This is a genomic window from Acidisoma sp. C75 (genome assembly GCF_054665095.1).
In genome coordinates this window covers 96,319-122,215 of sequence record NZ_BAAFHD010000011.1, presented here as the reverse complement: position 1 = coordinate 122,215, position 25,897 = coordinate 96,319, and the positions used below count along the sequence as shown (strand labels likewise).

Below are 25,897 nucleotides of genomic sequence, written 5' to 3'. Positions count from 1 at the left end.
CGGCCCCGGCGCCGTGGTCGGGCCGGGGCGGAGCCTTACGGGGCGGCGGGCGGCGCCCGAAGGGCTATTTGAGATCCTTGAGGCAATGCGCCGCCGCGATCGCCGAGCCGCGGGCATCGGCGGATTTCACCGCGCCCTGCATGATGAGTCCAAAGACGGTGGATTTGAGCAGGCTGCGCAGATCGGTCGTCGGCGTCACCTTCGGGGCGGCGGCGGCATAGATCGTCTTGGCTTCCGGCGGCAGCTTGGCGGCGCAGGCCTTGGCCGCCTGCATGTTCGCCGCCTCCGCGGCACCGAGTGGCAAAGCGAGAAGCGCTGCCGGCACCAGCAGGGCGCGAGCGAGGCGGGAGAACTTGGCCATCCGAAATACTCCTTTGAAAGCAAGGCGCAAGAGCGAGCTTGCTCTCTTAGCGCAGTAGCAGAGGCTTACACAGATGTTTGTGACGATCCCGTGAGGACGCCCTGAAGAACCCATGAACGACCGCCCGAACCATGCCGCCGATGGCCGCCCAATCCGCGCACCCCGCTTCCCTCGCTGGCGACAGGGCCGCTCGCGGCCCCGCCGGGCCTAGAACTCGATCCCTTCCTGGGCGCGCACGCCCGCTTTGAAGGGGTGCTTGGTCGCCGCCATCTCGGTCACCAGATCCGCCGCCGCGATCAGCCCGGCCGGGGCATTGCGGCCGGTGACGACGACATGCAGATCCGCCCGCCGGGCTGCGAGCGCCGCCAGCACCGAATCGAGCACCAGATACTCGTAGCGCAGCGCGATGCAGAGTTCGTCGAGCACGAGAAGCCCGAGTTCGGGCCGCGCCATCTGCCGCTCCGCCTCCGCCCAGGCGCGCTCGGCCGCCATGATATCGCGTGCCCGGTCCTGGGTTTCCCAGGTGAAGCCTTCGCCCATGCTGTGCCAGGCGAGCCGCTCGCCAAAAGCCGCGAAGGCCAGGCGTTCGCCGGTTTCCCAGGCGCCCTTGATGAACTGGACGATGGCGACCGGCCGGCCGCGCCCGAGCATGCGCAGCGCGAGGCCCATCGCCGCCGTGCTCTTGCCCTTGCCGGGACCGGTATGGACGATGAGGAGGCCCTTGGTCAGCGTCTTGGCCGCGACTTCCGCATCCTGCACCGCCTTGCGCCGCGCCATCTTCTCGCGCCAGCGCGCGGCGGCTTCGGCTTCCGATTCGCTCATTTCACCACCATCGGCAGCCCCGCCACCATGAAGAGCACGCGCCCCGCCGCCGCCGCCACCCGCTGATGCAGAACCCCCGCCGCATCGCGGAAATCCCGCCCGAGCTTATGCTCCGGCACGATGCCGAGGCCGACTTCGTTGGCGACGAGCACGGTTTCCCCTGGTCGGGCGGCGAGCGCGCCGAGCAGCCGCTCGGTCTCGGCATCGAGATCGCTGCCCGCCAGCATGAGGTTGGTGAGCCAGAGGGTGAGGCAATCGGCCAGCACCGGCGCCTCTCCCGCCGCGCTCAGCGCATCGGGAAGGGCGAGCGGCGCTTCCACCGTGCGCCAGCCCGCACCGCGCCGCGCCCGATGGGCCGCGATGCGCGCATCCATCTCGGCGTCCCAGGCCTCCGCCGTCGCGATATAGACCCAAGGGGCGGGCAGGCGGGTGATGAGGCTTTCGCCATGCCGGCTCTTGCCGGATCGCGCGCCGCCGAGGATCAGCGTCACGCCCTGAGATGATTGACGGGGCATGGCCCCGGCTCTTAGATCATCGCCGATGGTTCCTCCAGCCGGGTTTCGCCCGTCGGAGGATGAAAAGGGAATGCGGTGCGGATGGCAGGTCCATCCCAAGCCGCGGCTGCCCCCGCAACTGTGAGCGGAGAGCCTGACCGGCATTTTCCACTGGGCCAAGCTTGGCCTGGGAAGGACGCCGGCCCCGGGCGCCTGATCCGCGAGCCAGGAGACCTGCCATCGCCCAAGACGGACCGGTCCGGGCGGGGTGCCCTGGAATGCGTCTCGCTCGCCTTCGCCCGATCCGCGCCGCGCGGTTCGGGCCGCACCCCCGTTTCTGCCCCGACGCATCGCGGGCCGGACTAGAGCGGGAGAGTGCCTTGGCCGAGCCGAAACCCACCCTGCATGCCTGCATCACCTGCGGGCATCCCGAGGAGCCGCGCCCCGGCGCGCGCCTCCATGCCGCGATCGCGGCGCTGATGGCGCCCGAGGAGCCGTTTCGCCTCGCGCCGGTCTCCTGCCTCTCGCGCTGCGGCGAGGGCTGCAGCATCGCCATCACCGCTCCCGGCAAATGGGGCTATCTGATGAGCCGGCTGACGCCCGACCATGCGGCCGATCTCATCCTCTATGCCCGCGCCTATGCCGCCCATGAGACGGGCGCCCTGCTGCCGAGCCGCCGGCCGCCGAGCCTGCGGCAGACGGTGATCGGCCGCATCCCGGCGCTGGAGCCCGCGGCATGAGCGCGCGCCGGGTTCCCGCCACCATCATCACGGGCTTCCTCGGCGCGGGGAAGACGACGCTGGTGCGCCATCTCCTGGCCCATGCCGGGGGGCGGCGGATCGCCGTCATCGTCAATGAATTCGGCGCGCTCGGGGTCGATGGCCGGCTGCTGCAAGGCTGCGGCTTCGAGGGCTGCGACGAGGATCAGATCGTCGAGCTTGCCAATGGCTGCCTCTGCTGCACCGTCGCCGATGAATTCCTCCCCGCGATGGAAGCCCTGCTCGATCGGCCACAGCCGCCCACCCATATCGTGATCGAGACCTCCGGCCTCGCCCTGCCCAAGCCGCTGCTCAAGGCCTTTTCCTGGCCCGGCATCCGCGAGCGGGTAACGGTCGATGGCGTCATCGCGGTGGTGGATGGCCCGGCTGTCGCCGCCGGCCGCTTCGCGGACGATCCCGCGGAAGTGGCCCGCCAGATGGCGGCGGACCCCTCGCTCGACCACGACAATCCGCTGGCCGAGGTCTATGAGGATCAGCTCGGCGCGGCCGACCTCGTGCTCCTCAACAAGGCGGACCTTCTGCCCGAAGGCGCCATCGCCGAGGTCGCGGCGCAGATCGCGGCAAGCCTGCCGCGCGCCGTCCGCGTGCTGCCGAGCCGGGAAGGGCGGATCGACCCCGCGATCCTCCTCGGCCTCGCCGCCTCCGCCGAGGAGGATCTGGCGAGCCGCCCCTCGCATCACGACGGGATGGACGATCACGAGCATGATGATTGGGAGAGCTTCGCCGTGCCGCTGCCCGCCCAGGCCGCGCCCGAGCCGCTGATCGCGCGGCTGCAGCAGGTGGCGGCGGCGCATGACGTGCTGCGCATGAAGGGCTTCGTCGCGATCGAGGGCAAGCCGCTCCGCCTGCTCGTGCAAGGCGTCGGGCATCGCTTCCGTTGCGAATACGATCGCGCCTGGAAGCCGGGGGAAGCGGCGGGCGGCATCGTCGTCATCGGCCGCCGTGGGCTCGATCGCGCGGCGATCGCCGCCGCGGTTCTCGGCTGAGGGGCGGCCGGGCGCGGCGCGATGCACATCCTGTTCCGCGAGAGCCATGGGCTGGAGGAGGGGGAGCAAGCCGTCTCGCCCGGCGGCCAGCCGGCCGATCTGCTCTTCCTCTCCTTCTCGGATAGCGATCTCGGCGCGGCCGCGCAGGCGCCGCTGCCGCCCGGCTTTCCCAGCCTGCGGCTGGAGCGGATCGGCCGCTTCCTGCATCCGCTCTCGGTCGATCTATTGTGCGAGGAGGTCGTCGCCCCGGCGCGTGCCGTCGTCATCCGGCTGCTCGGCGGGCTCGATTACTGGCGCTACGGGGTGGAGGAGATCGCCGCCCTCTGCCGCGCCAAGCGCATCCCGCTCGCCATCCTGCCGGGCGAGGGGGCGGGGGATGATCCGAAGCTCGCCGCGCTCTCCACGCTTGCCGGCGCGCCCCGCGCGATGATCGGGGAGGCTTTGCGGCAGGGTGGGGCGGAGAATGCGGCCCGCGCGCTGCAAGGCGCGGCGCATGCCGCCGGCCTCTGGCCCGAGCCGCCATCCCCCGTGCGGCCGCTGCCGGCGCATGGCCTTTTCGGCGTGCCGCAGGGCAACCCCGATGCCGTCATCCTCTTCTATCGCTCCCACCTTCTGGCCGGCGAGGTCGCCCCCGTCACCGCGCTCCTCGCGGCATTGGCGGCGCGCGGCCTCGGCACCCGCGCCCTCTATGTCGATAGCCTCAAGAACCCCGAAAGCGCGGCCTTCGTGCGGGATTGGCTGAGCGCCTGGCAGCCCGCCATCATCCTCAACCTCACCGGCTTTTCGGCCCGCCTCGGCGATTGCGCGGCACCCCTGGAAGCGGCCGGCTGCCCGATCCTGCAATGCGTGCTCGCCGGCGCCCCGCGCGCGGCCTGGGAAGGGTCGAGCCGCGGGCTGTCCCAGGCCGATCTCGCCATGCAGGTCGTGCTGCCGGAGGCCGATGGCCGGCTGCTGACGACGGCGATTTCCTTTAAGGAGCGGGATGCGGCGGGCCGCGCGACGCTCCTGCCCTATGGCGAGGGCATCGCACTCGCGGCCGATCGGGCGGCCGGCTGGGCGCGGCTCGCGGGCACCCCGCGGCGGGCCCGGCGGCTCGCCCTCATCCTCTCGGATTATCCCGGCGCCGGCGGCGGCATGAGCCACGAGATCGGCCATGCCGTCGGGCTCGATAGCTTCGCGAGCGCGCGCGCGATCCTCCGCCTGCTGGCCGCCGCCGGCTATGAGACGGCCGATGCCGATCTCTCCCCACTCATGCGGGGCGAGGCGGTGGAGGCGGGGCAGGTGCTGGTCGCCATCCAGCCGCCACGCGCCGATCAGGCAGACCGCAAGGCCGGCTACCACGATCCGGACGCGCCGCCCTCGGCCGCCTACCAGGCCTTCTACGCCGCGCTGCGCGAGCGGCATGCCCTCATCCATCTCGGCACCCACGGCACGCTGGAATGGCTGCCGGGCAAGGCGGCGGCCCTCTCGCCCCATTGCTGGCCGGCCCGGCTGATCGGCGGCCTGCCGGTGATCTACCCCTTCATCGTCAACAATCCTGGCGAAGCGGCGGCCGCCAAGCGGCGCCTCGGCGCGGTGACGCTCGGCCATCTCACGCCCCCCTTGCAGCGCGCCGGGCTTTCGGGCGCTGCCGCCCGGCTCGAACGGCTGATCGATGAATTCGCCGCGGCCGACGGGCTCGACCGGCGGCGCGCGAGTGCGCTCCGGCGGGAGATCCTGGCCGAGGCCGGCGCCTCCGGCCTGCTCGCGGAAAGCGGCGTCTCCCCGGGCACGGAGGAGGATGCCGCCCTCGCCCGGCTGGATGCCTATCTGTGCGACGTGAAGGACATGCAGGTGCGGGATGGGCTGCATGTCTTCGGCCAGAGCCCGCCGCCGGAGCGCCGCGCCGCTCTCCTCGCCCATCTCGCGGCGGAGCCCGGTTCGGCCGCGCGGCTCGATGCCTGCGGCCCGGCGGAAGCGGCGGCGCTGCTCGCCGCGCTGGATGGCCGGTTCGTCCCGCCCGGCCCGGCCGGCGCGCCGATGCGCGGCCGCGCCGACGTGCTGCCCACCGGCCGCAACCTCACCACCTTCGATCCGCGCCTCATCCCCACCGGCTCCGCCATGGCGCTGGCGGCCAAGGCGGCCCGCGCGCTCATCACCCGCCACCGGCAGGAGCAGGGGGACTGGCCGCGCGCGGTCGTTCTCGATCTCTGGGGCAGCGCCACCATGCGCACGGGTGGCGAGGATCTCGCCCTCGCCTTCATCCTCCTCGGCGTCCGCCCGCTGTGGGATCAGGGCAGCGGGCGGGTGAGCGGCTTCGAGATATTGCCCCCCGCCGAGTTGGATCGGCCGCGCACCGCCGTCACCCTCCGCGTCTCCGGCCTCTTTCGCGATGCCTTCGCCGGGCAGATCGCGCTCTTCGAACAGGCGGCCGCCGCGGTCGCCGCGCGGGCCGAGGAGGCGGAGGCCAACCCGCTCGCCGGCGATGGCGGGCCTTGGGTCTTCGCGCCGGCCGCGGGGCGCTACGGCAGCGGGGTCGATCTCACGCAGGGGCGGGGCGCCATCGCGCGCGCCTATCTGGCAGGCAGCCTCGCCGCCGAGGGCCAGGGCGATTTCGCCACCCGGGTGCGCGCGGCGGACGCCTTCCTGCATATCCAGGACCATGGCGAGACCGATCTCCTGGAAAGCCCCGATTACGCGGCGCATGAGGGCGGCTTCGCCGCGGCGGCCGATCTGCTGGGGGCGGCGCCCGCGCTCTATCACCTCGATACCGCGCGCCCTGAAAGCCCCAAGGCGCGCAGCCTGGCCGAGGAAATCCGCCGCGTGGTGCGGGCAAGGGCCGCCAATCCGCGCTGGATCGCGGGGCAGATGCGCCACGGCTTCCGGGGTGCGGCCGAGATCGTCCGCGCGGGCGAGACGCTGACGGGCTTCGCCGTCACCCTGCCGGACCGGTTCGACGCGCAGTTCGATCTGCTGTTCGATGCGACGCTCGGCGATCCCGCGGTCACCCGGTTTCTCGCCGAGGCCAATCCGCCCGCGCTGGCCGCGCTCCGGCACCATTTCGCCCGCGCGCTCCGCGATGATCTCTGGCGCCCACGGCGCAACGCGCTGGACGGGCTGCTGCCCGAAGCAGCGGCATGAGCGCGCCACCGCCCCTGGTGCGCGGCTGGTGCCCGAGCCTCTTTCGGCCGATGGAAAGCGGCGATGGCTTCCTCGCCCGCGTCCGGCCCTGGCAGGGGCGGATCGCCGGCCCGCTCGCCCAGCATGTGGCCGAGGCCGCGCGCGCCTATGGCAACGGCATCCTCGACATCACCAACCGCGCCAACCTGCAGCTGCGCGGCCTGCGGGCGGAGAGCATCGCGCCCTTCACGGCGGCGATGGTGGCGGCGGGCGCGGCCCAGGCCGAGGGCAGCCGCGTGCTGCTCTCGCCGCTCGCCGGCGCGGATGATGCGCTGCCGCCCGATCTGCTGGCGCTCGCCGCTGCCATCGATGCCGCGCTGCCGGCGGGGCTCGCGGATAAATTCGCCGTGCTGCTCGATGGCGGCGGGGCGCTGCCGATGGCGGGTATGGCGCTCGATATCACCATCCGCGCGCGGGACGGCCGCTGGCTGCTGAATGGCGAGGCCTGGCCAGCGGCGGAGCTTCCCGCCCGCGTCGCCGCCCTCGCGCCTGCCGCGCCGCGCCGCTCCACCCGCGGCGAGGCCCCAGCCCTCGGCTACCACCGGCTACCGGGCCAGGGCCGCGGCTTCCTCGCCCTCGCCCCGGCCTTCGGCCAGCTCACCGCCGGGGCCCTGGAGGCTCTCGCCGCGCTTGCCATCCGCCACGGCGATGGCGCGCTCCGGCCGACACCCTGGAAGACGCTGCTCGTCGCCGGGCTCGACGAGGCGGGGGCGGGGCTGGTGGCCGAAGCCGCCGCGGCACACGGGCTGATCAGCGATCCGGCGGATGGCAGGCTCTCTCTCCGCACCTGCCCGGGCGCGCCTGCCTGCCTGCGGGGCGAGGTTGCGACCACCGAGGCCGCGCGCCTGCTCAGCCCCCTGCGGCGCGGGGGCGATCCGCTCTGGCATGTCTCGGGCTGCGCCAAGGGCTGCGCCCATCCGCAAGCGGCCGCAGCCACGCTGGTCGGCCGTGCGGGTCGTTTCGATCTTGTCCTCGGCGGGAAAGCCGCCGATACCCCGCGCAACCGCGATCTCACCCTGGGGCAGATCCCCGCGCTGATGCAAAGCCTCGCCTCATGACCAGCCGTTACGACTATCTCCGCGATGGTGCCGCGATCTATGCGCGCTCCTTCGCCATCATCCGGGCGGAGGCCGATCTAGGCCGCTTTTCGGAAGCCGAGAGCCGCATCGCGGTGCGCATGATCCATGGCTGCGGCATGGTGGAGATCGCGGGCGCGATCCGCTTCGGCCATGGCTTCGCGCAAGCCGGACGCGCCGCCTTGCTGGCGGGTGCGCCGATCCTTTGCGATTCGAAGATGGTCGCCCATGGCATCACCCGCGCCCGCCTGCCGGCGCGAAACGAGGTGATCTGCACGCTCGACGCGCCGGAGACGGCGGAGATCGCACGGCGCATCGGCAATACCCGCTCGGCCGCCGCGCTCGATCTCTGGGGGCCGCGCCTCGCGGGCGCCGTCGTCGCCATCGGCAATGCGCCGACGGCGCTGTTCCACCTGCTCGAACTCGTCGATGCCGGGGCGCCGATGCCGGCGGCGGTGATCGGCCTGCCGGTCGGCTTCGTCGGCGCCGCCGAATCGAAGGCCGCGCTGGCGGCGGACGGGCGGCTGCCCTTCCTCATCGTCGAGGGCAGGCGGGGTGGCTCGGCCATGGCGGTCTCGGCCGTCAATGCGCTGGCGAGTGACGCGGAGTGAGCGGCACCGCACCCGGCCGGCTCCTCATCCTCGGCATGGGGCCGGGCGATCCGGAGCTGCTGACGCTCAAGGCCGCGCGCCTCTTGGCCGAGACGCGGCATATCGCCTACTTCGCCAAAGCGGGCCATCGCGGGCATGCCCGCCACCTGGCCGAGGCGCATCTGCGGACGGATGCGGTGGAGCTTCGCTTCGATTATCCGGTGACGGTCGAAATCCCCCATTCCGAGGCCGCCTATAAGCAGGCGATGACCGCCTGTTACGATGCGGCGGCGGCGCGGGTGGCCGAGCGGCTGGCGGCGGGGGCGGATGTCGCGCTGCTCTGCGAGGGCGATCCCTTCTTCTACGGCTCGGCCATGTATCTCTTCGATCGGCTGCGCGGGCGCTTCACGGTCGAGGTCGTGCCCGGCATTCCCGGCATGGTCGGCTGCTGGGCGGCGGCGGCGCTGCCGATGACGCATGGGGACGATATCCTCGCCATCCTGCCCGGGACGCTCGCGGAAGAGGCGCTGGAGGCGGCGCTCGCCCGCGCCGATGCCGCCGTCATCATGAAGCTTGGCCGCAACCTGCCCAAGGTGCGCCGCGTCATCGCCCGCCTCGGCCGCACCGGGCGCGCCTATTACATCGAGCGCGGCACCATGGCGGAGGCGCGCGTGCTGCCGCTGGCCGAGATGGCGGGCGCGCCCGCGCCCTATTTCTCGATGATCCTCATCCCCGGGCGGGAAACCGCGCGATGAGCGGGCGGCTCTTCGTGATCGGCCTCGGGCCGGGGGCGGCCGGGCTCCGCACGCCGGCGGCCGAGGCGGCGCTCGGCCAGATCACCGATCTCTACGGCTACGCGCCCTATGTCGCCCGCGTCGCCGCGCGGCCGGGCCTCACCCGCCATAGCTCGGATAACGGGCAGGAGCTGGCGCGCGCGCGCGCGGCCCTGGCCCAGGCCGCCGCCGGCGGGGTGGTGGGGATCGTCTCGGGCGGCGATCCGGGGGTCTTCGCCATGGCAAGCGCGGTTTTCGAAGCGGTGGAGGCCGGGCCCGCCGCCTGGCGCGCGCTCGATATCGAGATCATCCCCGGCGTCAGCGCCATGCTGGCGGCAGCTGCCCGCATCGGCGCGCCGCTCGGGGCGGATTTCGCGGTGCTGTCGCTCTCGGACAATCTCAAGCCGTGGGAGAGGGTGCTGGCCCGCCTCGGCGCCGCGGCCGGGGCGGGGCTCGCCATCGCCCTCTACAATCCGATCTCGCAAGCCCGGCCCTGGCAGTTGAAGGCCGCGCTCGACCATCTCGCCGCCATCCTGCCGCCCACAGTGCCGGTGATCTTCGCGACCGCGGTGACGCGGCCCGAGGAGCGGATCGAGATCGTGCCGCTCGGTGAGGCGCGCGAGGCGGCCGCGCGGGCCGATATGCGCAGCCTCGTGCTCATCGGCACGGCCGAGACGCGGCGTATCGCGCGGGCGGGCGACAGGCCGGAGTGGCTCTATGCGCCGCGCGGAGAGAAGCCGCAGTGAGCGCAGACATACATATATCTTTATGCGTATGCGGCCAGCCAGGCCAGCGCCGCTTCTGGCGTCTCCACCCTCTCGCCGGGCGGCGGGGGCTGGCGGGCGATGAGCAGGACCGGCAGGCCGAGGCGGCGTGCCGCGACGAGCTTGCCATCCGCCCCGCCGGAATTCTTGGTCACCACCACCTGGATCCGCTCGGCTTCCATCAGCGCCTGCTCCGCCGCCGCATCGAAAGGGCCGCGCCCGGTGAGGATCACCGCCCCGGGCGGCAACAGGCCGGGCGCCGGCGGATCGACGCTGCGGATGAGATAGCGATGCGCCACCGCGCCGTCTCGGAAGGGCGCGAGATCCTGCCGCCCGATGGTGAGGAAGACGCGCCGCGGCGCCTGGCCGAGGGCGCGGGCGGCGGCCGCGGCATCGGCCACCTCCTGCCAGTCATCCCCCGGCTGCGGCCGCCAGCCCGGCCTTTGCAGGACAAGTCGGCGGATGCCGCAGGCGCCGGCCGCGCGGGCGGCATTGGCCGAGATCTGCAGCGCGAAGGGATGCGTCGCATCCACCATCGCCGCGATGCGCTCCGCCCGCAGATAGGTAGCGAGCCCCTCGGCGCCGCCGAAGCCGCCGATGCGGTGCGCAATGGGCGGCAGCAGGGGCGCCTGCGTGCGCCCGGCCAGCGAGAGGATGGGCGAGACCCATGCCTCGCCCGCGAGCAGGCGGGCGAGGGCGGAGGCTTCCGCCGTGCCGCCGAGGATGAGTACCCGCAATGGTGAGGTCCGAGCCATGGCTGACGATTGTCGGCATCGGCGAGGATGGTGTCGAGGGGCTTGGCGCGCCGGCCCGCGCGGCACTCGGTGCGGCCGAGCTGGTGGCAGGCGGCGTGCGGCACCTGGCGCTCGCCGCGCCGCTGATCGCCCGCCAGGCGGAACGCCTCACCTGGCCGAGCCCGATCGCCGAGGCGCTGCCGCTCATTACCGGCTGGGCGGGGCGGCGGGTGGTGGTGCTCGCCTCGCAAGATCCCTTCTGCTTCGGCATCGGCACGCTGCTCGCCCGCAGCATCCCGATCGCCGAGATGCGCAGCCTGCCGCAGGCCTCTTCCTTCACCTTGGCCGCGAACCGGCTCGGCTGGGCCTTTCAGGACATCGCCACCATCTCCTTCTGCGGCCGCCCGCTGGAGGCGATCCGCCCGCTCTTGCAGCCCGAGGCGCGCCTGCTGGCGCTTTCCGCCGATGGCCGGACGCCGGCAGCGCTCGCCGCGCTGCTTACCCGCTGGGGCTTCGGCGAAAGCCGGATGACGGTGCTGGAGACGCTCGGCGGGACGGATGAAGATTGCTTTACGTTCAAGGCCTTCAACGGCGTCGAGCGCCCAATAGCGGATCTCAACCTGATGGCCGTGGAGGTGGCCGGCGGCCCGGCCTTGCCGCTCACCCCTGGCCTCGATGAAGAGTGGTTCGAGAGCGACGGGCAGATCACCAAGCGCGAGGTGCGGGCGGTGACACTCGCCGCCCTGGCGCCGCGGCGGGGCGAGGTGCTGTGGGATATCGGCGCGGGCTCCGGCTCTGTCGGTATCGAATGGATGCTGCGCCACCCGGCCAATCGGGCGATCGCGGTGGAAGCGCGGGCCGATCGGGCGGCGCGCATCGCCCGCACTGCGGCGCAGCTCGGCGTGCCGGGGCTGATGGTCCGCCATGGCGCAGCGCCAGGGGCACTGGCCGGCCTGCCGCCGCCGGATGCCGCCTTCATCGGCGGCGGCATCAGCGATCCTGCAATCACAGAGGCTTGCTGGGCGGTGTTGAGAGCCGGAGGCAGGCTCGTCTGCAATGCCGTGACGCTGGAGAGCGAGGCCGCGCTGATCGCCTGCCATCGCCGCTGGGGTGGCCGGCTGACCCGCATCGGCATTGAGCGCCTGGAGCCGATCGGCGGCTTCCAGGGCTTCACGCCGGCTCGTACAGTGCTTCAATACCGGGCGGTAAAGCCATGATTGTGGCCGGTATCGGCTGCCGCAGCGGCGTTCTGGCAGCGGCCCTCTGCGCGCTTTTGGAAGAGGCAGGTGCCGCGGGTTTCGGCGCGCCCGCGCTTCTGGCCGCGCCCGTCTTCCGGCAATCCGAAGCGGCTATTGCCGAGGCTGCCGCCGCTCTCGGCCTGCCGCTGATCTGGATCGCGCGCGAGAGCCTGCGGGGCGAACAGGGGCGCTGCCTGACCCGATCGGCGCGGGCGGAGCGGGAGGTCGGTCTCGCCTCGGTCGCCGAAGCTGCAGCCCTTGCCGCCGCCGGCCCCAGCGGCCGGCTCATCCTGCCGCGCATCGGAGGCGGCGGCGTGACCTGCGCGCTCGCCGAAAGGCCCGGTGCATGACAGTCTATTTCATCGGTGCGGGTCCGGGGGCTGCCGATCTCATCACGCTCCGCGGCCGGGATATTCTCGCCCGCTGCCCGGTCTGCCTCTATGCGGGCTCGATCGTGCCGGCCGCGATGCTGGCGCATTGCCCCGAAGGCGCGCGGCTGGTCGATACCGCCGGCCTCGATCTCGACGCCATCACGGCGGAATACGCGGCGGCGGATGCGCGGGGGGAGGATGTCGCGCGGCTGCATTCGGGCGATCTCTCGATCTATAGCGCGGTCGCCGAGCAGAGCCGCCGGCTCGATGCGCTCGGCATTCCCTGGGAGATGGTGCCGGGCGTGCCGGCCTTCGCCGCGGCCGCCGCTGCCCTCGGGCGAGAACTGACGGTGCCTGGCCTCGCGCAAAGCCTGGTGCTGACGCGCCTGGATGGCCGCGCGAGCCCGATGCCGCGGGGCGAAACGCTCGCGGCTTTCGCAGAGACGGGGGCGACGCTCGCCATCCATCTCGCCATCCATCGCCTCTCCGAGATCGTCGAGACGCTGACGCCCTTCTATGGCCCGGATTGCCCGGCGGCGGTCGTGGCGCGGGCAAGCTGGCCGGACGAGCAGGTGATGCGCGCCACCCTTGGCACCGTTGCGGCGCTCTTTGCTGAAAACCCGATCGAGCGGACGGCGCTCATCCTCGTCGGCCCCGCCCTCGCGCCCGAAGAGTTCCGCGACAGCGCGCTGTATGACGCGGCCTATCTCCGCCGCTTTCGCGCTCAGCCGGGCGGCGCGGGATGACGCGCCATGAGCCCGCCCGTGCGGTCGAAGATCGCGATATCGAGCGTGACCGGAGCATCCCCCAGCACCGCCGCCGCCACGCCATGGGCGCGCGCCGCGATCGCTTCTGCGAGCGGAAGATTTCCCGCAAGATCAAAGGCATGCAGCGTCGTATTGGCGGAGGCGATGGCGCTGACGGTCGCCGCATCGGCGCCGAGTTTGGCCGCGAGGGCGGCAAGCGCCGCACCATCCACGCTGCCGCGCTTGGAGTGGAGATCGAGCCGCCCTTGCGCGAGCTTCGTCATCTTCGCCGGGCCCCCGGCGATGGTGAGGCGCGCCACCGGATGGCTGCGGACGTATTTCAGCGTGCCGCCGACGAAATCCCCCATATCGAGCAAGGCCCGCTCGGGCAGCCCGTAGAGCCGCCGCACCGCCTCTTCCGAAGTGCGGCCGGTGGCGCCCGCGAGATGGGTGAGGCCGATGGCCCGCGCGACATCGACGCCGCGATGGATGCTGTCGATCCAGGCCGCGCAGGAAAAGGGGATGACGATCCCGGTGGTGCCGAGCACCGAGAGCCCGCCCTGGATGCCGAGGCGGGAATTGAGCGTCTTGGCGGCCAGCCGCTCGCCCTCGGGGATGCTGATCTCGACCACCCAATCCGCGCCGCCATCTCCGCCCGCGGCTGCCTCGGCGAGGGCTTCGGCGATCATCCGGCGCGGCACCGGGTTGATCGCCGGCTCCCCGGGCGGGATGGGCAGGCCGGGCAGGGTGACGGTGCCAACACCCGGCCCCGCGCGGAAGGTGATGCCGCTGCCCGCTTCCCCGCGCCAGACCGTCGCGCGGATCAGGGCACCATGCGTCACGTCTGGGTCGTCCCCCGCATCCTTGACGACGGCGGCCATGGCGGCCTTTCCATGATGCGCGGTTTCGGCGAGCGGAAAGGCCACACTCTGCCCGCCGGGCAGCCGGATCGTGACCGGATCGGGGAATTGGCCGGTGAGCAGCGCTTCCGCCGCCGCGCGGGTAGCGGCGGTGGCACAGGCGCCGGTGGTCCAGCCGCGGCGGAGAGGGGGCGTTTGCACGCCGAGAGATGTAGAGGGAGGCCGGGCGCAAGTCACGGTGGGGATGGCGGATGGTGATGGAGCAGGCGCTGGCGCGCCTCATGGCGGGGCGGCCGAGGCTCGCCCCCGGCCATGTCTGGCTGGCAGGCGCGGGGCCGGGCGAGGTCGGGCAGTTGACGCTGGAGGTGGTGAGCGCGCTCGGCCAGGCCGAGGTGGTGCTGCATGATGCGCTGATCGGGCCGGAGATCTTCGCGCTGATCCCGCCCGAGGCCGAGCTGATCCATGCCGGCAAGCGCTGCGGCCGGCCCTCCGCCGCGCAGGACGGTATCTCGGCCGAACTCATCGCCCAGGCGCGCCGGGGGCGGCGGGTGCTGCGGCTGAAAGGGGGCGATCCCTTCGTCTTCGGCCGTGGCGGGGAGGAGGTGATGGCGCTCGCCCGCGCCGGCATTCCCTTCCGGGTGCTGCCGGGGCTCACCGCCGGGGTCGCCGGCCTCGCCGCGGCGCTCATTCCGCCCACCATGCGCGGCATCAACCAGGCCGTGATCTTCGCGACCGGCCATGGCGCCGATTCCCAGCACGCGACGCTCGATTGGGAAGGCATGGCGCGGCTCGGCCAGCCGATCGTGCTCTATATGGGCGCCAAGCGCATCACGACGATTGCCCGCCGGCTCCAGGCCGGCGGCCTCGGCCCCGAGACGCCGGCCGCCCTCATCCAGGACGCCACCCGCCCCGATATGCGGGTGCGGGTGACCGACCTTGCCCATATCGCGGCCCTCGCCGAAGGGGCGGAGGACGAGGCGCCGGCGCTCATCGTGATCGGCCATATCGTGCGCTTCCGCGGCGCGATCACCGCGCTGATGGACGGGCTCGCGGCGGAGGGCGGCGGTTGAGCACCACCGCCCTCATCCTCGCCGCGCCGCGCTCGGGCTCCGGCAAGACGACGGTGACGCTCGCCCTCGCCGCGGCGCTGCAGCGGGCGGGGCTGGCGGTCTCGGTCGCCAAATCCGGGCCGGATTATATCGACCCCGGCTTTCATGCCGCCGCGATCGGCCGGCCCTGCTTCAACCTCGATAGCTGGGCGATGCCGCCCCGGCTGCTGGCCGCGGTGCTGGCCCAGGCGGCGGAGGGGGCGGAGTTGCTGCTCATCGAAGCCTCCATGGGGCTGTTCGATGGCGCGGGGCCGCCGGGCCGGGCAGGGCGCGCGGCCGATCTCGCGGCGCGCTTCGGCCTACCCGTGGTGCTGGTGATGGATGTTGCCGGACAGAGCCAGACGGCGGCAGCCGTCGCCCGCGGCTTCGTGGGCTTCGAGCCTGGGGTGGAGATCGGCGGCGTCATCCTCAACCGGCTCGGCAGCGCGAAGCACGAGGCCGGCATCCGCGCAGCGATGGCCGGCATCGGCCCCGCCGTGCTCGGCGCCCTGCCGCGGGATGCGCGCCTTACGCTCCCCGAACGGCATCTCGGCCTCGTTCAGGTGGAGGAGACGGCGGGCCTCGCCGCACGGCTCGCCGCGCTTGCCGATCTCGCGAGCGCGCGGTTCGATCTCGATGCCATCCGCGCGCTCGCTGCCCCCCTGCCGCGCGGCGTGGCCTCGGCCTCGGCCCTTCGCCCGCTCGGCCAGCGCATCGCGGTGGCGCGGGATGCCGCCTTTACCTTCCTCTATCCGCATCTCCTCGCCGGCTGGCGGCAGGCGGGGGCGGAGATCGCCTTCTTCTCGCCGCTGGCCGACGAGCCGCCGCCGGAAGCGGCGGATGCCTGCTGGCTGCCCGGCGGCTACCCGGAACTGCACGCGCCGAAGCTCGCCGCGGCCGGGCGCTTCAAGGCCGGCCTCGCCCATTTCGCCGAGATGCGGCCGGTGCATGGCGAGTGCGGCGGCTATATGGTGCTCGGCGCGGGGCTGACCGATGCGGCGGGCGAGCGGCATGCCATGGCCGGCCTGCTCAGCCATGAAACGAGCTTCGCCGAGCGGCGCCTGCACCTCGGCTATCGCCGGGCGCGGCTGCTCGCCGATGGGCCGCTCGGCCCCGCGGGAGGCTGGCTGCGCGGCCATGAATTCCATTACACAACCCTGGTGGCCCCGGGGGGCGATGCTCCTTTCGCCAGCCTGGAGGATGCCGGCGGTGCGCCGCTCGGCCCTGCCGGGAGCAGGCGGGGGCGCGTCTCGGGCAGTTTCTTTCATCTCATCGCCGAAGAGGAGTGAGCGGCATGCGATTGCGGCAAGCAGAGTTTCTGGCCTCCCTGCTGCACGGCCTGCCGGTGCCCGACCACGCCGCCGAACGCGCGGTGGCCGAGCGCCAGGCCCGGCTGACCAAGCCGCCCGGCAGCCTCGGCCTGCTGGAAGAAAGCGTCGCATGGCTCGCGCGCTGGCAGCGGCGCGAGATGCCGCGCCTCGACCAGGTGGATGTGATGGTCTTTGCCGGCAATCACGGGGTGACGGCGCAGGGCATCTCCCCCTATCCCCCGGCAGTCACCGCCCAGATGGTGGACAACTTCGCGGCCGGCGGTGCCGCGGTCAATCAGATCGCCCGGACGGTCGGCGCATCCTTCAAGGTCATCCCCCTCGACCTCGACCGGCCGACGGCGGATTTCACGCAGCAACCGGCGATGACCGAGGCCGAGTTCCGCGCCGCTTTGCAGACGGGCTTCGCGGCGGTGGTGCCGGGCACCGATCTTCTCTGTCTGGGCGAGATGGGCATCGGCAATACGACGGCGGCGGCGGCCCTCGCGGCCGCGCTTTTCGGCGGCCAAGGCAGCGATTGGGCGGGGCGGGGCACCGGCCTCGATGCCGCGGGCGTCGCCCATAAGGCGACGGTGGTGGACCGCGCGCTCGCCCTGCACGAGGCAGCGCTGGCCGAGCCTTGGGAGGCGGCGCGCCGCCTCGGCGGGCGGGAGACGGCGGCGATCCTCGGCGCCGTGCTGGCGGCCCGGCGGCACAGCATTCCCGTGCTGCTCGATGGTTTCGTCTGCTCAGCCGCCGCGGCACCGCTCGCGAAGCTGATGCCGGGCGGGCTCGACCATTGCATGATCGGCCATGTCTCGGCCGAGGCCGGGCATCGCCGGCTGGTCACGGAACTCGGCCGGCCGGTGCTGCTCGATCTCGATATGCGCTTGGGCGAAGCCTCGGGCGCGGCGCTCGCTGTCTCAATTCTGAGGGCAGCCGTGGCCTGCCATGCCGGGATGGCGACCTTCGCGGAAGCCGCGGTGGATGATCGCGGCTGACCTCGCCTCTGGCTTCAGCCTGCTGAGCCGCCTGCCGATCCCGAAGGGAGCGCGGCCATCGGGCATGGCCGGGGGCGTCTGGGCCTGGCCTCTCGTGGGTGCCGTGCATGGGGCGCTCGGCGGCTTCGTCTATCTCATGGCGTGGCATCTCGGGCTTTCGCCCTGGCTCGGCGGGCTGCTCGCGGTCGGCGTGCTGATCGGGCTTGCGGGCGGGCTGCATGAGGATGGCCTGGCCGATACCGCCGATGCTTTGGGGGGCCACACGCCCGAGCGGCGGCTTGCCATCATGAAGGATAGCCGCATCGGCAGCTTCGGCGCGCTCGCCCTCATCCTCTCGGTGGGACTGCGGGCCGGGGCGGTGGCGCAGATCGCCGAGCCGCGGGCGGTGATCGTCGCCCTCATGCTCGCGGGGGCGGCGGGGCGAGCGGCGATGCCGGGTGTGGTGCTGCTCACCACCCCCGCGCGGCCCGAGGGATTGGGCGCGATGCTCGGCCCGCTTTCGACTGCGCGCGTGCTGGGGGGCTGTGGTACCGCGCTGCTGCTCGGCCTTATGCTGGCAACGCCGCGCGCGACCGGGCTTTCGGCCCTCGCCGCGATGGGCACGGCCTATGGCATGGCCGCCTTCGCGCGCCGTCGCCTCGGCGGCTTCACCGGCGATACGCTGGGGGCGACGGAGCAGCTAGCCGAGATCGCAACGCTGCTGATCCTGGCTGGCGCTTCCGCCGCCCCCTGACCGCTTAGCGGATCCCGCGCTTGATGAGCGGGATGAGGCCGTTGATCGTATTCGGCGTTTCCACGCCGGCACCCGTGTTGATGTTGAGCCCGGCGAACTTGTACTTGCTCGACAGCACGCATTGCATCACCGGCAGGAAGCCTTGCAGGTAGAGCTGCTGATCGAGCGTCGCGGTGATGTATTTGGACTGCAGCCCCGCGATCGTGGACGGCGCCAGATCGATCCCGCCGACGATGATCTGCCCCGGCTTCTTGCCGACCTGCCGCAGCGCCTGCGGAATGAAGGCGGTGACGCCGCCATGCTGCGTGCCGATGCCCTTGAGGTTCGGGTGGCTTTCGATGAAGGCGACGAGGATGGGAACGGCGAGCGACGGGTCGCTATCGACCTGCGGCGAGATATTCAGCCGCGTGACCTTCACGCCCGCCTTCTCCAAGGTATCGGCGAGGCCCTTATCGGATTCACTGCGCGTCGTTTCGTTGAAGACGCCGTATTCCAGCGCCTCATCCCCCGATTTCAGCCCGGCCGCGAGCATCGCATTCGCGGTGATCTGCCCGCCGGTATAGAGATCGACGCCGGCATAGCCGGTGCCCTTGTCGCCATACATCTTCTGCGCATCCGGCAGCGGCGTATTGCCGACGGTGACGACGATCCCCTGCTTCTCCGCCTTGGCGATGAGCGGATCGAAGGCGGCATCGCCGGGATGGCCCATGATGCCGATGCAGGTGGGCCGGGCCGCCATCGCCTGGCGGAATTGATCGAGCATATTCTCCGGGCTCCAGGAGGAGAACTGCTCGACGACCTTGATGCCGAAGGCGTGCGCGGCATCCGCCGCACCGGTCTGGCGGGCGAGCGTCGCGCCATCGCCGGGATTGCCGCCCATCTGCATATACATCGTCATGCCCTGGCCGAGCGGCCCCTTCGTCGTCGGCTCAGTGGCGCGGGCTTGCCCGGCGAGCCCGCAAAGCGCCACGAGGCTGAGCCCCGCAAGCCAGGCTTTCTTCGTCTTGGTCATTTCAATCTCCCTTTCTTGTTTTGCTTGATGAGGGGCGTGCGGCGGGGCCCCGGCGCTGTCTGCTACCGGCGGCCAAGCCCCACGAAACCGCCAAGCCCGCGCAGCTTGGCCGGTGTTTCGACAACGAGATGCAGCACGACGGCGGAGACGAAGATGATGCCCTCGATCGCCTGCACCCAGAAGCCGGCGATGCCGGTGGCGACGATGCCGGCCTCCAGCATGCCGATGATGAAGGTGCCGAAGAAGGTGCCGACGATCGTCGCCGTGCCGCCGAAGACCGAGGTGCCGCCGATGAAGACGCCGGCAAGCGCCGGCAGCAGGTATCCCTGGCCCTGGGTCGAGAAGTAGTTGAGGTTTTCGAGCGTCAGCAGCACGGCGGCAAACCCGCCGAGCACACCCATCAGTACGAAGAGCTTGATCGTCTCGCGCACGACATTGATGCCGGCAACCCGTGCGACCTGCCGATTATCGCCGATGAAAAGGATATGCTCGCCGAAGCGGTGCCGGTTGAGGATGAACCAGATGAAGACCGCGATCGCCAAGGCCCAGAGGAACTGCATCGGCAGGAAGCCGAAGAGATCGCCCGTGAAAAGCACGGCGATGACCGTGCCATCCAGCTGTTGCAGCGCGTCCGACAGCCCGCCCGAGAGGATCGAGGCCGCACCCGCCCAGAAGAATTGCGTGCCGATCGTCACGATGATCGAGGGGACGCCGACACAGGCGACGAGCACGCCGTTGACGAAGCCGATCAGCGCGCCGCCGGCAAGGGCGGCGACGAGGCCGAGCCAGGGGCTGCCGAGCGATGTGGTGCAGACCGAGAAGAGGAAGCCCGAAAAGGCGAGGGTGGAGGGGAAGGAGAGGTCGATCTCGCCCGCCGAGACGATGAGGGTGAGCCCGATCGAGAGCACGAGCATCGGCGGCACGGTGGTGAGGAAGGAGAGGTAGATCGGCCAATGCAGAAAGACCGTCGGCGCGAAGACCAGAAACAGCAGCACGAGCAGGATGAAGACGAGGATGATCGGCAGCCCCTCGACATGGGCGAGGCGTTGCAGCCCCGATTCCCGCGGACGCGCCGGGCCGTTCGCAGAAAGATGCGTGCTCATCAGCCAACCCCCACGTTGCGGCCACTATGTTGTAGATCGATGAGGAACTTCGTGAGTTCTTCGAGGCTCATCTCGCCGGATTTGATATCAGCGACGATCCGGCCGCGATCAATCACCACCAGCCGGTCGGCAAGTTCGTGCACATGGGCGAGGTTATGCTCGATATAGATGCAGGCACGGCCGGATTGCTTGATGGAGCGGACGAAATCCAGCACCTTGCGCACTTCGCTGATGGCGAGGGCGACGGTCGGCTCGTCGAGGATGATGAGATCGCTGTCGAAATACATCGCCCGCCCGATGGCGATGCCCTGCCGCTCCCCGCCCGAAAGCTTCGAGATCAGCGAATTGGCGTCGATCCCGACGCCGCGGAAGCCCAGCTGGTTCTTGAGGATATGGTCCGCGATGCGCCGTTCTTCATTGACCTTGATGAAGCCGAAGCGGTTGGTGATCTGGCGACCGACGAAGATGTTGCGCCAGAGCGGCTGCTTCTCGCCGAGCGACTTCTCCTGATAGACCGTCTCGAACCGCAGGCGGTGCGCTTCCCGCACGGAATAGCCGTTCCAGTTCACCGGCTCGTCACGAACGAAGAGGCGCCCCTCGGTTGGCCGCACGACGCCGGTGAGCACCTTGATGAGGGTCGATTTGCCGGCGCCGTTATCGCCGATGAGGCCGACGATCTCGTTCCGCCCGATCGCGAGATCAATGCCCTGGAGCGCGCGGATCTTGCCGTAGGAGAGGCTTATCCCCTCGGCGCGCACGATATGCTCGTAGGTGCGGGCGCCTTGCGGCTCGTTTCCCATCCGGTCGGTTCCCCCGTTCAGGCGTTTTTGCCGGGGCTTGGCTGCCCGGCTTGGGATTAGCGAATTATCCGACTTATCGAATGGCCGGAGGTTAGGAAGAGCGGGGCGGGCTGTCAAACGCTCATTGCGGGCCGGGTGGCTAAGACTTCGGCAAGCATGCACGGCCTAGGTTGAGCAAGGGTTTTGATGCGCCAGCCGACCAGCCGGACAGCCTCGCATATCAAGCGGATATCCAGGAGCAGCGGGATACCGGAAAGCGCCGGATAGCCGAGAGCACCGCAGAGCCGGCAGCGCGGCGAAGGATAGGGTGCGGCATGGTGCGAAGGCACGCGCCGCGCTTTACCAACTGCCGGAGCCCGTGTGCCTGGGATGTGCGCGCAAATCTGAAGGAGACGAGAATGCGCAAGACCTTGGCCCTTTTTGTCGCGCTCGGCCTGGGCGTGGGGGCGGCCGCGGACGTGCTGCCCGCGCCCCGTGCCTGGGCCGGCTATTGCACGCGGCCCGGCTATCCGGCCGGCTGCGTCGGGCGCCGCGCCGCCCGGCCTGGCGTCGGGGCGCCGGGGGTCGGCGCTCTCCCCGGGGCCGGTGCGGGCGCGGCGGGCGCCGGGCTCGCGCCGCGCCCGGGTGTGGGCGCCTATGGCGCGGGAGCCGCCCCCGGGGTGGGCTTTGGTGCGCCAGGGGCCGGCGTGCAGCCCTACAATCTCGGCGGGCCGGCCAATTATCCGGGCAGGCGCTGAACTCTGCCTGGCGCCGTTTGCGCCGCCTCGGCCGCGCGATGAGATGCAGCCGGGCGCGGCCGGCGGCTTATCCCCCGGGCGCTGCCGCGGGCGGGCGGGCGCCTTGCCGGATGCGCGCGGCGATACGGTCCAGCATCGCATCCCGCAAGCCGAGGCTTTCGAGGGCGGCGATGGTATCGAAAAGATAGGCCGAGCAGGTGCCGAGCATGCCGGCGGCGGTGGCGATGCGCGTCGCGATTTCGCCCTCGTCCAGCCCGCCGACATAGCGGGGGAAGGCGTGATTGATGACGAAGGTGAGCGCCCGCACCGGGCCTTCGGGCGTTTCCGCCGTCACCCAGCGCGCCTCATAGGCGCCGCCCGCCATCTCCCGCCGCCAGAGCAGCCGCATTTCGGACGCCACCTGCGCCGCCGCGATGCGATAGACGGCGCCGGCGCAAGCGCCGCCCTCATCCAGCGCCAGCATGAGGCCGGGATGCTCGGGCGAGCCGCGCCCGAGTTCGAGCCAGATGCAGTAGCTGCGGTGATAGCCCGCGATGGTGGCGACACGCCGCTCGGCATAGTCGATCACCGGGTTCCAGAGCAGGGAGCCATAGCCGAAGAGCCAGAGATCGGACCCCGGATCGAGCGCCGCCAGGGTGCGCGCGGCATCGGCATCAAGCTCGGCATCGCTCTTGAATTGCAGATAAGCCGGGGCATCGGCGCGGATACGGGCGAGGAGCGAGCCATCGGCGAGGCTTTCCCGCGTGATGGCATATTGCTGGCCGCCCGGCGCGGGCAGGGCTGCGGGCGGCGTCTGGCGGCTCGGCGGATCACGCTCTGGCATGAGATGAACCTAAAGCACAGGGCGGCTGCGCGAGGGAGCGCCGGGGGCTCAGGGCTGCATCCCGAAGGGCGCGGCGGGCGCGCCATCCGGCAGGATCGCCTCCAGCAGCGCCGCCATCCGGGCGAAGAAGCCGCGCCGGGTGAAGCTCGCCGCCGCCCGGGCCGCGGCCTCGCCAAGCTCGGCGGCGAGGCGCGGATTGGCGGCGAGCGACGCGATGGCGAGCGCGATCATCGCGGGACTGGCCGGCGGCGCCATCAGGCAATGCACGCCGTGGCGAAAGACGCCGTCGTAGCAGGCGAGATCGGTCAGCACCATCGGCCGCGCGAGGCGCGCCGCTTCCTGCACCGTCAGCGGCTGCGATTCGCTGAGCGAAACGAGGGCCACGATGTCGGCCGATTTCTGCCAGGCGAGGCTTTCGGCATGGGGCATCTCGGGCAGGACGCGAAACCGCTCCGGCGCCTGGGCGACCAGCGCGGCCGCCTCCGGCGGCAGGCCGTAGAAGCGGCCGCAGAGGACGCATTCGGCATCGAGCCCGGTCATCGCCACCGCCTGGATGAGATCGCCCGGCCGCTTGCGCGGCTCGATACTGCCGATCTGGACGATGCGGAGGGCGTGCCGTTTCTTGGGCAGAACGACGCGGTCCACGGCCTGATGGTCGATCTCCACGCCGAAGGGGATGATGTGGAACTTCCAGGCGGGTTGCGCGAAGGTGTAGGAGCGAAAGACCTCGGCCTGATAGGGCATGTTGTAGATGATGGCGGCGGCGCGCGCGAAGGCCGCCTGCCATTGCGGCCGCTCGCTCAGGATGCGCAGGCCGATCTCGGCCTCGTGCAGATACCATATGACGGGCAGGCCGGGCGGCAGGGCGAGCAGCGCGCCGGCCGAGGCGGTTGTATTGGCAATCGCGACATCGAAGGAAGCCGCCGCCGTGCCGAGCGCCGCTTGCGGGAGGATGGGGATGCCCGCCGCCTCGTAGCGCGCGCTGATCGGCCCGGCTTCGGGGTTGCAGGGCAGAATCGCGACCATGTGCCCGCGCGCGCGCCAATCCTCGGCCAGGGCGAGGAAGATCATGCTCGCCCCGGTGATGGTGAATTCGTGGTTGATCATCAGGATGCGCATGCGGCAGCACCTTCTGCGCCGGAGAGGCGGGGTGGCGCGGCGCCGGGCCCACCAGGCGGCCAGGCGCCGAAGAGCACCGCGCCCGGCGGCGGGGCAGGGGCGGCGAGATCGATCGGCCGCCCCTCGGCGAGGCTGCGCAGCACCTTCAAGGGCCCGCCATGGGTGATGAGCAGGAAGGGCTGGCAGGCCCCGAGGCAGGCGGCCCATACGGCCTCGACGCGCGCGGCGAGCACGCCGCCCGCTTCCCCACCCGGCGGCGCGAAGCCCCAGAGATCAGCCGCCCAGGCTGCGATCTCGGCCTGCGGAATGCTCTCCCACCGGCGGCCTTCCCAGGCCCCGAAATTGAGTTCGAGCAGCCCCGGCGCATCCTCCACCACCGCCGCCGAGGCGGCGGCGAGCGCCTCTGCCACGCGGCGGCAGCGGCCCAGCGGGCTCGTGATGATCCGCGCCCCGCGCAAAGGCCCGAGCTGCGCGACGAGCGGCGGGATATCGCGCGCCGCATCGGCGAGCGGCAGATCCTGCCTGCCATAGCAAAGCCCCGCGCCGCCGGCGACCGGCGGATGGCGCAGCAGCGCGAAGCGCAGACCAGATGCCGCGGAGCCCGCGCCCGGGGCCGCCAGCCCTTCCATTCACGCCTCCTTCGCCGATGCACAGACGAAGCCTAGCAGGAAAATTGCGCCAAAGAATAAACACCAGAGAAAAGCCGTGATCCTCTTCATGACGAGCATTTCACATTGCCGGAAGCTGTGTTTAGATTTGCCATGGCCGTGACTCGCGCGGCCTGAAACAAAGTGATCCGCGCAGAAAGATGTTGCGGACCCTGGGGGAGACTTTGATGAACAAGTTCGGTAATCCGGCGCCGCTCGGCCTCGCCGGCTTCGCATTGACGACCTGGATGCTCAGCATGGTCAATGCCGGGTGGTTCGGCGCCGAAGGCGTGCCGATGGTGCTCGCACTCGCTTTCGCCTTCGGCGGCACGGCGCAGTTCGTCGCCGGCGTGATGGAACTGCCGCGCGGCAATTCCTTCGGCTTCATCGCCTTCTGTGCTTACGGCGCCTTCTGGTGGTCTTTCGCGCTCTTCGTTCTTTACTTCGCCGCCCACGTGCCGCACGCCTTCGTCGGCTGGTACCTCTTCATGTGGGGCGTCTTCACCTTCTACATGTGGATCGGCTCGCTCGCGCTGACCCGCGCGGTCTCCTACGTCTTCCTCGCGCTCTGGATCACCTTCGCGCTGCTCGCCCTCGGCGAATGGGGCCTCGGTGCCGCGCATGTGCTCGGCGGCTATGTCGGGCTCGTCACGGCGGTGCTTGCCTTCTACGTCTCGGCGGCGGAAGTTATCAACGAGACGCATGGCCGCGTCGTGCTGCCGCTCGGCGCCAAGCTTGCGCCGACCGACCCGCGCACCGCGGACGTGATCTGAAGAAGCGCCGGAGGCACCGGCGCAGGCACCAGGAAAGCGAGCCAGCCTTGACCAAAGAACGCATTGGATTTGTGGGCCTCGGCCTGATGGGCCGGGGCATGGCGGGCAATATCCTGCGGAAAGGCTGGCCGCTCACGGTGCTCGCGCATCGGAGCCGCACGGCGGTGGAGGCGCTCGTCGCCCAAGGGGCGCAGGAAGCGCCGCACGCCCGGGCGCTCGCCGAAGCCTCCGACATCGTGGTGCTCTGCGTGACGGGCTCGCCCGAGGTTTCGGCGGTGGTGGAGGGGCCGGAAGGCCTCGCCGCCGCCGGCAAGCCGCTCGTCATCATCGACTGTTCGACCTCCGATCCGGCTGAGACCCTCGCCCTCGCCAGCCGCCTGGCCGAGCGCGGCATCACCCTCATCGACGCGCCGCTGAGCCGGACGCCCAAGGATGCCGAAGCTGGCACGCTGGACGTGATGATGGGCGGCGCGGAGGAGATCGTGGCGCGCGTGCGGCCGGTGATCGATTGCTTCGCCGGGCGGGTGGTCCATACCGGGCCGACCGGCACCGGCCATACGATGAAGCTCCTCAACAACTTCATCTCCATGGGCTATGCCGCGCTCTATGCCGAGGCGCTGGCGCTCGGCGCGAAATCCGGCCTCACGCCGCAGGTTTTCGATCAGGTCATCCGTGGCGGCCGGATGGATTGCGCCTTCTACCAGACCTTCTTCAAATACGTGCTGGAGCGGGATCGCAATGCCCATCAGTTCGCACTGCGCAATGCCCTGAAGGATATGACCTACCTGGCCAGCTTCGCGGGCGCGATGCAGTTCGCGAACCCGATGGGGGCGGCGGTGCGCAACAGCTTCGCGCTGGCGGCGGGCGCCGGCCGGGGCGAGGACTACGTGCCGCAGCTTTCCGACATCATCGCCGAGATGAACGGGGTGTCGCTGCTGCCGAAGTCAGGCTGAGGAGGCGCGCGGCGGCAGGCGACGCGGGACGACCCGCGGCAGATGCGG

28 protein-coding genes and 1 riboswitch are annotated in these 25,897 nt (G+C 71.2%); of the genes, 17 read left to right on the top strand and 11 right to left on the bottom strand.

The window, feature by feature from the left end:
• Window positions 1-64: 64 nt before the first annotated feature.
• The 3 genes from ACYQ7X_RS15215 to cobU all read right to left on the bottom strand — a co-directional run bounded on the left by ACYQ7X_RS15215 (window position 65) and on the right by cobU (window position 1,698).
• Window positions 65-361: a hypothetical protein gene (locus ACYQ7X_RS15215; protein WP_459697911.1), complete on the bottom strand. Its 297-nt coding sequence runs from the start codon at window positions 359-361 to the stop codon at window positions 65-67.
• 207 nt (window positions 362-568) lie between these two features.
• The gene (gene cobO / locus ACYQ7X_RS15210) at window positions 569-1,183 is read right to left on the bottom strand and encodes a cob(I)yrinic acid a,c-diamide adenosyltransferase (RefSeq protein ID WP_459697910.1); all 615 of its coding nucleotides are present in this window, start codon (window positions 1,181-1,183) and stop codon (window positions 569-571) included.
• Window positions 1,180-1,698: a bifunctional adenosylcobinamide kinase/adenosylcobinamide-phosphate guanylyltransferase gene (gene cobU, locus ACYQ7X_RS15205; RefSeq protein WP_459697909.1), complete on the bottom strand. Its 519-nt coding sequence runs from the start codon at window positions 1,696-1,698 to the stop codon at window positions 1,180-1,182. The genes cobO and cobU overlap by 4 nt, the downstream gene beginning before the upstream one ends.
• Window positions 1,699-1,707: 9 nt before the next feature.
• Window positions 1,708-1,933, top strand: a riboswitch (cobalamin riboswitch).
• Between the two features lie 124 nt (window positions 1,934-2,057).
• Between cobU and ACYQ7X_RS15200 the strand changes: the two genes are divergently transcribed.
• The 7 genes from ACYQ7X_RS15200 to cobJ are packed head-to-tail and all read left to right on the top strand — an operon-like array spanning window position 2,058 to window position 9,786.
• Window positions 2,058-2,417 (top strand): DUF1636 family protein, encoded by a 360-nt coding sequence (locus ACYQ7X_RS15200; RefSeq protein WP_459697908.1) that lies wholly within the window; start codon window positions 2,058-2,060, stop codon window positions 2,415-2,417.
• Window positions 2,414-3,442: a cobalamin biosynthesis protein CobW gene (gene cobW / locus ACYQ7X_RS15195; protein ID WP_459697907.1), complete on the top strand. Its 1,029-nt coding sequence runs from the start codon at window positions 2,414-2,416 to the stop codon at window positions 3,440-3,442. Before ACYQ7X_RS15200 ends, cobW begins: the two co-directional genes overlap by 4 nt.
• 21 nt (window positions 3,443-3,463) lie before the next feature.
• Window positions 3,464-6,562 (top strand): cobaltochelatase subunit CobN, encoded by a 3,099-nt coding sequence (locus tag ACYQ7X_RS15190; protein WP_459697906.1) that lies wholly within the window; start codon window positions 3,464-3,466, stop codon window positions 6,560-6,562.
• Window positions 6,559-7,659, top strand: a complete 1,101-nt coding sequence (locus tag ACYQ7X_RS15185; protein ID WP_459697905.1) for a hypothetical protein — start codon at window positions 6,559-6,561, stop codon at window positions 7,657-7,659. Before ACYQ7X_RS15190 ends, ACYQ7X_RS15185 begins: the two co-directional genes overlap by 4 nt.
• Window positions 7,656-8,288, top strand: coding sequence for a precorrin-8X methylmutase (locus ACYQ7X_RS15180; protein WP_459697904.1), 633 nt, complete (start codon window positions 7,656-7,658; stop codon window positions 8,286-8,288). The genes ACYQ7X_RS15185 and ACYQ7X_RS15180 overlap by 4 nt, the downstream gene beginning before the upstream one ends.
• On the top strand, window positions 8,285-9,022 hold the full coding sequence (locus tag ACYQ7X_RS15175) for a precorrin-2 C(20)-methyltransferase (RefSeq protein ID WP_459697903.1): 738 nt from the start codon (window positions 8,285-8,287) through the stop codon (window positions 9,020-9,022). Before ACYQ7X_RS15180 ends, ACYQ7X_RS15175 begins: the two co-directional genes overlap by 4 nt.
• Window positions 9,019-9,786: a precorrin-3B C(17)-methyltransferase gene (cobJ, locus tag ACYQ7X_RS15170; protein ID WP_459697902.1), complete on the top strand. Its 768-nt coding sequence runs from the start codon at window positions 9,019-9,021 to the stop codon at window positions 9,784-9,786. Before ACYQ7X_RS15175 ends, cobJ begins: the two co-directional genes overlap by 4 nt.
• 20 nt (window positions 9,787-9,806) lie before the next feature.
• Here the strand turns inward: cobJ and ACYQ7X_RS15165 are convergent, their stop codons facing one another.
• A complete protein-coding gene (locus ACYQ7X_RS15165; RefSeq protein WP_459697901.1) occupies window positions 9,807-10,559 on the bottom strand; it encodes a cobalt-precorrin-6A reductase in 753 nt (250 codons plus the stop codon).
• Here ACYQ7X_RS15165 and cbiE point away from each other — a divergent pair.
• Genes cbiE through cobM form a run of 3 tightly spaced genes read left to right on the top strand, consistent with a single transcriptional unit; the run spans window position 10,541 to window position 12,893 of the window.
• Window positions 10,541-11,755, top strand: coding sequence for a precorrin-6y C5,15-methyltransferase (decarboxylating) subunit CbiE (gene cbiE, locus ACYQ7X_RS15160; RefSeq protein ID WP_459697900.1), 1,215 nt, complete (start codon window positions 10,541-10,543; stop codon window positions 11,753-11,755). The two genes, ACYQ7X_RS15165 and cbiE, sit on opposite strands and share 19 nt — an antisense overlap.
• Window positions 11,752-12,126: a cobalamin biosynthesis protein gene (locus ACYQ7X_RS15155; RefSeq protein ID WP_459697899.1), complete on the top strand. Its 375-nt coding sequence runs from the start codon at window positions 11,752-11,754 to the stop codon at window positions 12,124-12,126. Before cbiE ends, ACYQ7X_RS15155 begins: the two co-directional genes overlap by 4 nt.
• Entirely contained in the window at window positions 12,123-12,893 is a 771-nt protein-coding gene (gene cobM, locus ACYQ7X_RS15150; protein WP_459697898.1) for a precorrin-4 C(11)-methyltransferase, read from the top strand. Before ACYQ7X_RS15155 ends, cobM begins: the two co-directional genes overlap by 4 nt.
• Here the strand turns inward: cobM and ACYQ7X_RS15145 are convergent.
• On the bottom strand, window positions 12,872-13,954 hold the full coding sequence (locus tag ACYQ7X_RS15145; protein ID WP_459697897.1) for a cobalt-precorrin-5B (C(1))-methyltransferase: 1,083 nt from the start codon (window positions 13,952-13,954) through the stop codon (window positions 12,872-12,874). The genes cobM and ACYQ7X_RS15145 overlap by 22 nt on opposite strands.
• A 50-nt stretch (window positions 13,955-14,004) precedes the next feature.
• On the opposite strand from ACYQ7X_RS15145, the gene cobA reads away from it, so the two are divergent.
• Genes cobA through cobS form a run of 4 tightly spaced genes read left to right on the top strand, consistent with a single transcriptional unit; the run spans window position 14,005 to window position 17,882 of the window.
• Window positions 14,005-14,823, top strand: coding sequence for a uroporphyrinogen-III C-methyltransferase (cobA, locus tag ACYQ7X_RS15140; protein ID WP_459697896.1), 819 nt, complete (start codon window positions 14,005-14,007; stop codon window positions 14,821-14,823).
• Window positions 14,820-16,130 (top strand): cobyrinate a,c-diamide synthase, encoded by a 1,311-nt coding sequence (locus tag ACYQ7X_RS15135; RefSeq protein ID WP_459697895.1) that lies wholly within the window; start codon window positions 14,820-14,822, stop codon window positions 16,128-16,130. The genes cobA and ACYQ7X_RS15135 overlap by 4 nt, the downstream gene beginning before the upstream one ends.
• Window positions 16,131-16,135: 5 nt before the next feature.
• Entirely contained in the window at window positions 16,136-17,149 is a 1,014-nt protein-coding gene (gene cobT, locus ACYQ7X_RS15130; protein WP_459697894.1) for a nicotinate-nucleotide--dimethylbenzimidazole phosphoribosyltransferase, read from the top strand.
• Window positions 17,136-17,882 (top strand): adenosylcobinamide-GDP ribazoletransferase, encoded by a 747-nt coding sequence (gene cobS / locus ACYQ7X_RS15125; protein ID WP_459697893.1) that lies wholly within the window; start codon window positions 17,136-17,138, stop codon window positions 17,880-17,882. Before cobT ends, cobS begins: the two co-directional genes overlap by 14 nt.
• Before the next feature lie 4 nt (window positions 17,883-17,886).
• Here cobS and ACYQ7X_RS15120 read toward each other — a convergent pair whose 3' ends face one another.
• The 3 genes from ACYQ7X_RS15120 to ACYQ7X_RS15110 form a co-directional block, all read right to left on the bottom strand.
• Complete coding sequence (locus tag ACYQ7X_RS15120; protein WP_459697892.1) at window positions 17,887-18,894, bottom strand: sugar ABC transporter substrate-binding protein; 1,008 nt, start codon at window positions 18,892-18,894, stop codon at window positions 17,887-17,889.
• A gap of 62 nt (window positions 18,895-18,956) precedes the next feature.
• Complete coding sequence (locus ACYQ7X_RS15115) at window positions 18,957-19,997, bottom strand: ABC transporter permease (protein WP_459697891.1); 1,041 nt, start codon at window positions 19,995-19,997, stop codon at window positions 18,957-18,959.
• Complete coding sequence (locus ACYQ7X_RS15110) at window positions 19,997-20,797, bottom strand: ATP-binding cassette domain-containing protein (protein WP_459697890.1); 801 nt, start codon at window positions 20,795-20,797, stop codon at window positions 19,997-19,999. The genes ACYQ7X_RS15115 and ACYQ7X_RS15110 overlap by 1 nt, the downstream gene beginning before the upstream one ends.
• A gap of 398 nt (window positions 20,798-21,195) precedes the next feature.
• Between ACYQ7X_RS15110 and ACYQ7X_RS15105 the strand changes: the two genes are divergently transcribed.
• Window positions 21,196-21,534 carry a hypothetical protein gene (locus ACYQ7X_RS15105; RefSeq protein ID WP_459697889.1) on the top strand — a complete coding sequence of 113 codons (339 nt, stop codon included), beginning with the start codon at window positions 21,196-21,198 and terminating at the stop codon, window positions 21,532-21,534.
• A 67-nt stretch (window positions 21,535-21,601) separates the two neighbouring features.
• On the opposite strand, the gene ACYQ7X_RS15100 is transcribed toward ACYQ7X_RS15105, so the two are convergent.
• The 3 genes from ACYQ7X_RS15100 to ACYQ7X_RS15090 are packed head-to-tail and all read right to left on the bottom strand — an operon-like array spanning window position 21,602 to window position 24,105.
• Window positions 21,602-22,357 carry a gamma-glutamylcyclotransferase gene (locus tag ACYQ7X_RS15100; protein WP_459697888.1) on the bottom strand — a complete coding sequence of 252 codons (756 nt, stop codon included), beginning with the start codon at window positions 22,355-22,357 and terminating at the stop codon, window positions 21,602-21,604.
• A 48-nt stretch (window positions 22,358-22,405) separates the two neighbouring features.
• Complete coding sequence (locus ACYQ7X_RS15095; RefSeq protein ID WP_459697887.1) at window positions 22,406-23,476, bottom strand: glycosyltransferase family 4 protein; 1,071 nt, start codon at window positions 23,474-23,476, stop codon at window positions 22,406-22,408.
• On the bottom strand, window positions 23,464-24,105 hold the full coding sequence (locus tag ACYQ7X_RS15090) for a histidine phosphatase family protein (RefSeq protein WP_459697886.1): 642 nt from the start codon (window positions 24,103-24,105) through the stop codon (window positions 23,464-23,466). The genes ACYQ7X_RS15095 and ACYQ7X_RS15090 overlap by 13 nt, the downstream gene beginning before the upstream one ends.
• Window positions 24,106-24,311: 206 nt before the next feature.
• Between ACYQ7X_RS15090 and ACYQ7X_RS15085 the strand changes: the two genes are divergently transcribed.
• Both ACYQ7X_RS15085 and ACYQ7X_RS15080 read left to right on the top strand, forming a co-directional pair.
• Window positions 24,312-24,896 carry an acetate uptake transporter gene (locus ACYQ7X_RS15085; protein ID WP_459697885.1) on the top strand — a complete coding sequence of 195 codons (585 nt, stop codon included), beginning with the start codon at window positions 24,312-24,314 and terminating at the stop codon, window positions 24,894-24,896.
• A 47-nt stretch (window positions 24,897-24,943) separates the two neighbouring features.
• Window positions 24,944-25,849 carry an NAD(P)-dependent oxidoreductase gene (locus tag ACYQ7X_RS15080; RefSeq protein ID WP_459697884.1) on the top strand — a complete coding sequence of 302 codons (906 nt, stop codon included), beginning with the start codon at window positions 24,944-24,946 and terminating at the stop codon, window positions 25,847-25,849.
• The last annotated feature ends 48 nt before the right edge of the window (window positions 25,850-25,897 follow it).

Coding starts and splice junctions, on each gene's coding strand:
- ACYQ7X_RS15215 (WP_459697911.1), bottom strand. CDS start 361: ATGGCCAAGTTCTCCCGCCTCGCTCGCGCCCTGCTGGTGCCGGCAGCG.
- cobU (WP_459697909.1), bottom strand. CDS start 1,698: ATGCCCCGTCAATCATCTCAGGGCGTGACGCTGATCCTCGGCGGCGCG.
- cobA (WP_459697896.1), top strand. CDS start 14,005: ATGGTGATGGAGCAGGCGCTGGCGCGCCTCATGGCGGGGCGGCCGAGG.
- ACYQ7X_RS15155 (WP_459697899.1), top strand. CDS start 11,752: ATGATTGTGGCCGGTATCGGCTGCCGCAGCGGCGTTCTGGCAGCGGCC.
- cobO (WP_459697910.1), bottom strand. CDS start 1,183: ATGAGCGAATCGGAAGCCGAAGCCGCCGCGCGCTGGCGCGAGAAGATG.
- ACYQ7X_RS15185 (WP_459697905.1), top strand. CDS start 6,559: ATGAGCGCGCCACCGCCCCTGGTGCGCGGCTGGTGCCCGAGCCTCTTT.
- cobS (WP_459697893.1), top strand. CDS start 17,136: ATGATCGCGGCTGACCTCGCCTCTGGCTTCAGCCTGCTGAGCCGCCTG.
- ACYQ7X_RS15095 (WP_459697887.1), bottom strand. CDS start 23,476: ATGCGCATCCTGATGATCAACCACGAATTCACCATCACCGGGGCGAGC.
- cbiE (WP_459697900.1), top strand. CDS start 10,541: ATGGTGAGGTCCGAGCCATGGCTGACGATTGTCGGCATCGGCGAGGAT.
- ACYQ7X_RS15085 (WP_459697885.1), top strand. CDS start 24,312: ATGAACAAGTTCGGTAATCCGGCGCCGCTCGGCCTCGCCGGCTTCGCA.
- cobJ (WP_459697902.1), top strand. CDS start 9,019: ATGAGCGGGCGGCTCTTCGTGATCGGCCTCGGGCCGGGGGCGGCCGGG.
- cobT (WP_459697894.1), top strand. CDS start 16,136: ATGCGATTGCGGCAAGCAGAGTTTCTGGCCTCCCTGCTGCACGGCCTG.
- cobW (WP_459697907.1), top strand. CDS start 2,414: ATGAGCGCGCGCCGGGTTCCCGCCACCATCATCACGGGCTTCCTCGGC.
- ACYQ7X_RS15120 (WP_459697892.1), bottom strand. CDS start 18,894: ATGACCAAGACGAAGAAAGCCTGGCTTGCGGGGCTCAGCCTCGTGGCG.
- ACYQ7X_RS15115 (WP_459697891.1), bottom strand. CDS start 19,997: ATGAGCACGCATCTTTCTGCGAACGGCCCGGCGCGTCCGCGGGAATCG.
- ACYQ7X_RS15090 (WP_459697886.1), bottom strand. CDS start 24,105: ATGGAAGGGCTGGCGGCCCCGGGCGCGGGCTCCGCGGCATCTGGTCTG.
- ACYQ7X_RS15100 (WP_459697888.1), bottom strand. CDS start 22,357: ATGCCAGAGCGTGATCCGCCGAGCCGCCAGACGCCGCCCGCAGCCCTG.
- ACYQ7X_RS15110 (WP_459697890.1), bottom strand. CDS start 20,797: ATGGGAAACGAGCCGCAAGGCGCCCGCACCTACGAGCATATCGTGCGC.
- ACYQ7X_RS15180 (WP_459697904.1), top strand. CDS start 7,656: ATGACCAGCCGTTACGACTATCTCCGCGATGGTGCCGCGATCTATGCG.
- cobM (WP_459697898.1), top strand. CDS start 12,123: ATGACAGTCTATTTCATCGGTGCGGGTCCGGGGGCTGCCGATCTCATC.
- ACYQ7X_RS15190 (WP_459697906.1), top strand. CDS start 3,464: ATGCACATCCTGTTCCGCGAGAGCCATGGGCTGGAGGAGGGGGAGCAA.
- ACYQ7X_RS15165 (WP_459697901.1), bottom strand. CDS start 10,559: ATGGCTCGGACCTCACCATTGCGGGTACTCATCCTCGGCGGCACGGCG.
- ACYQ7X_RS15105 (WP_459697889.1), top strand. CDS start 21,196: ATGCGCAAGACCTTGGCCCTTTTTGTCGCGCTCGGCCTGGGCGTGGGG.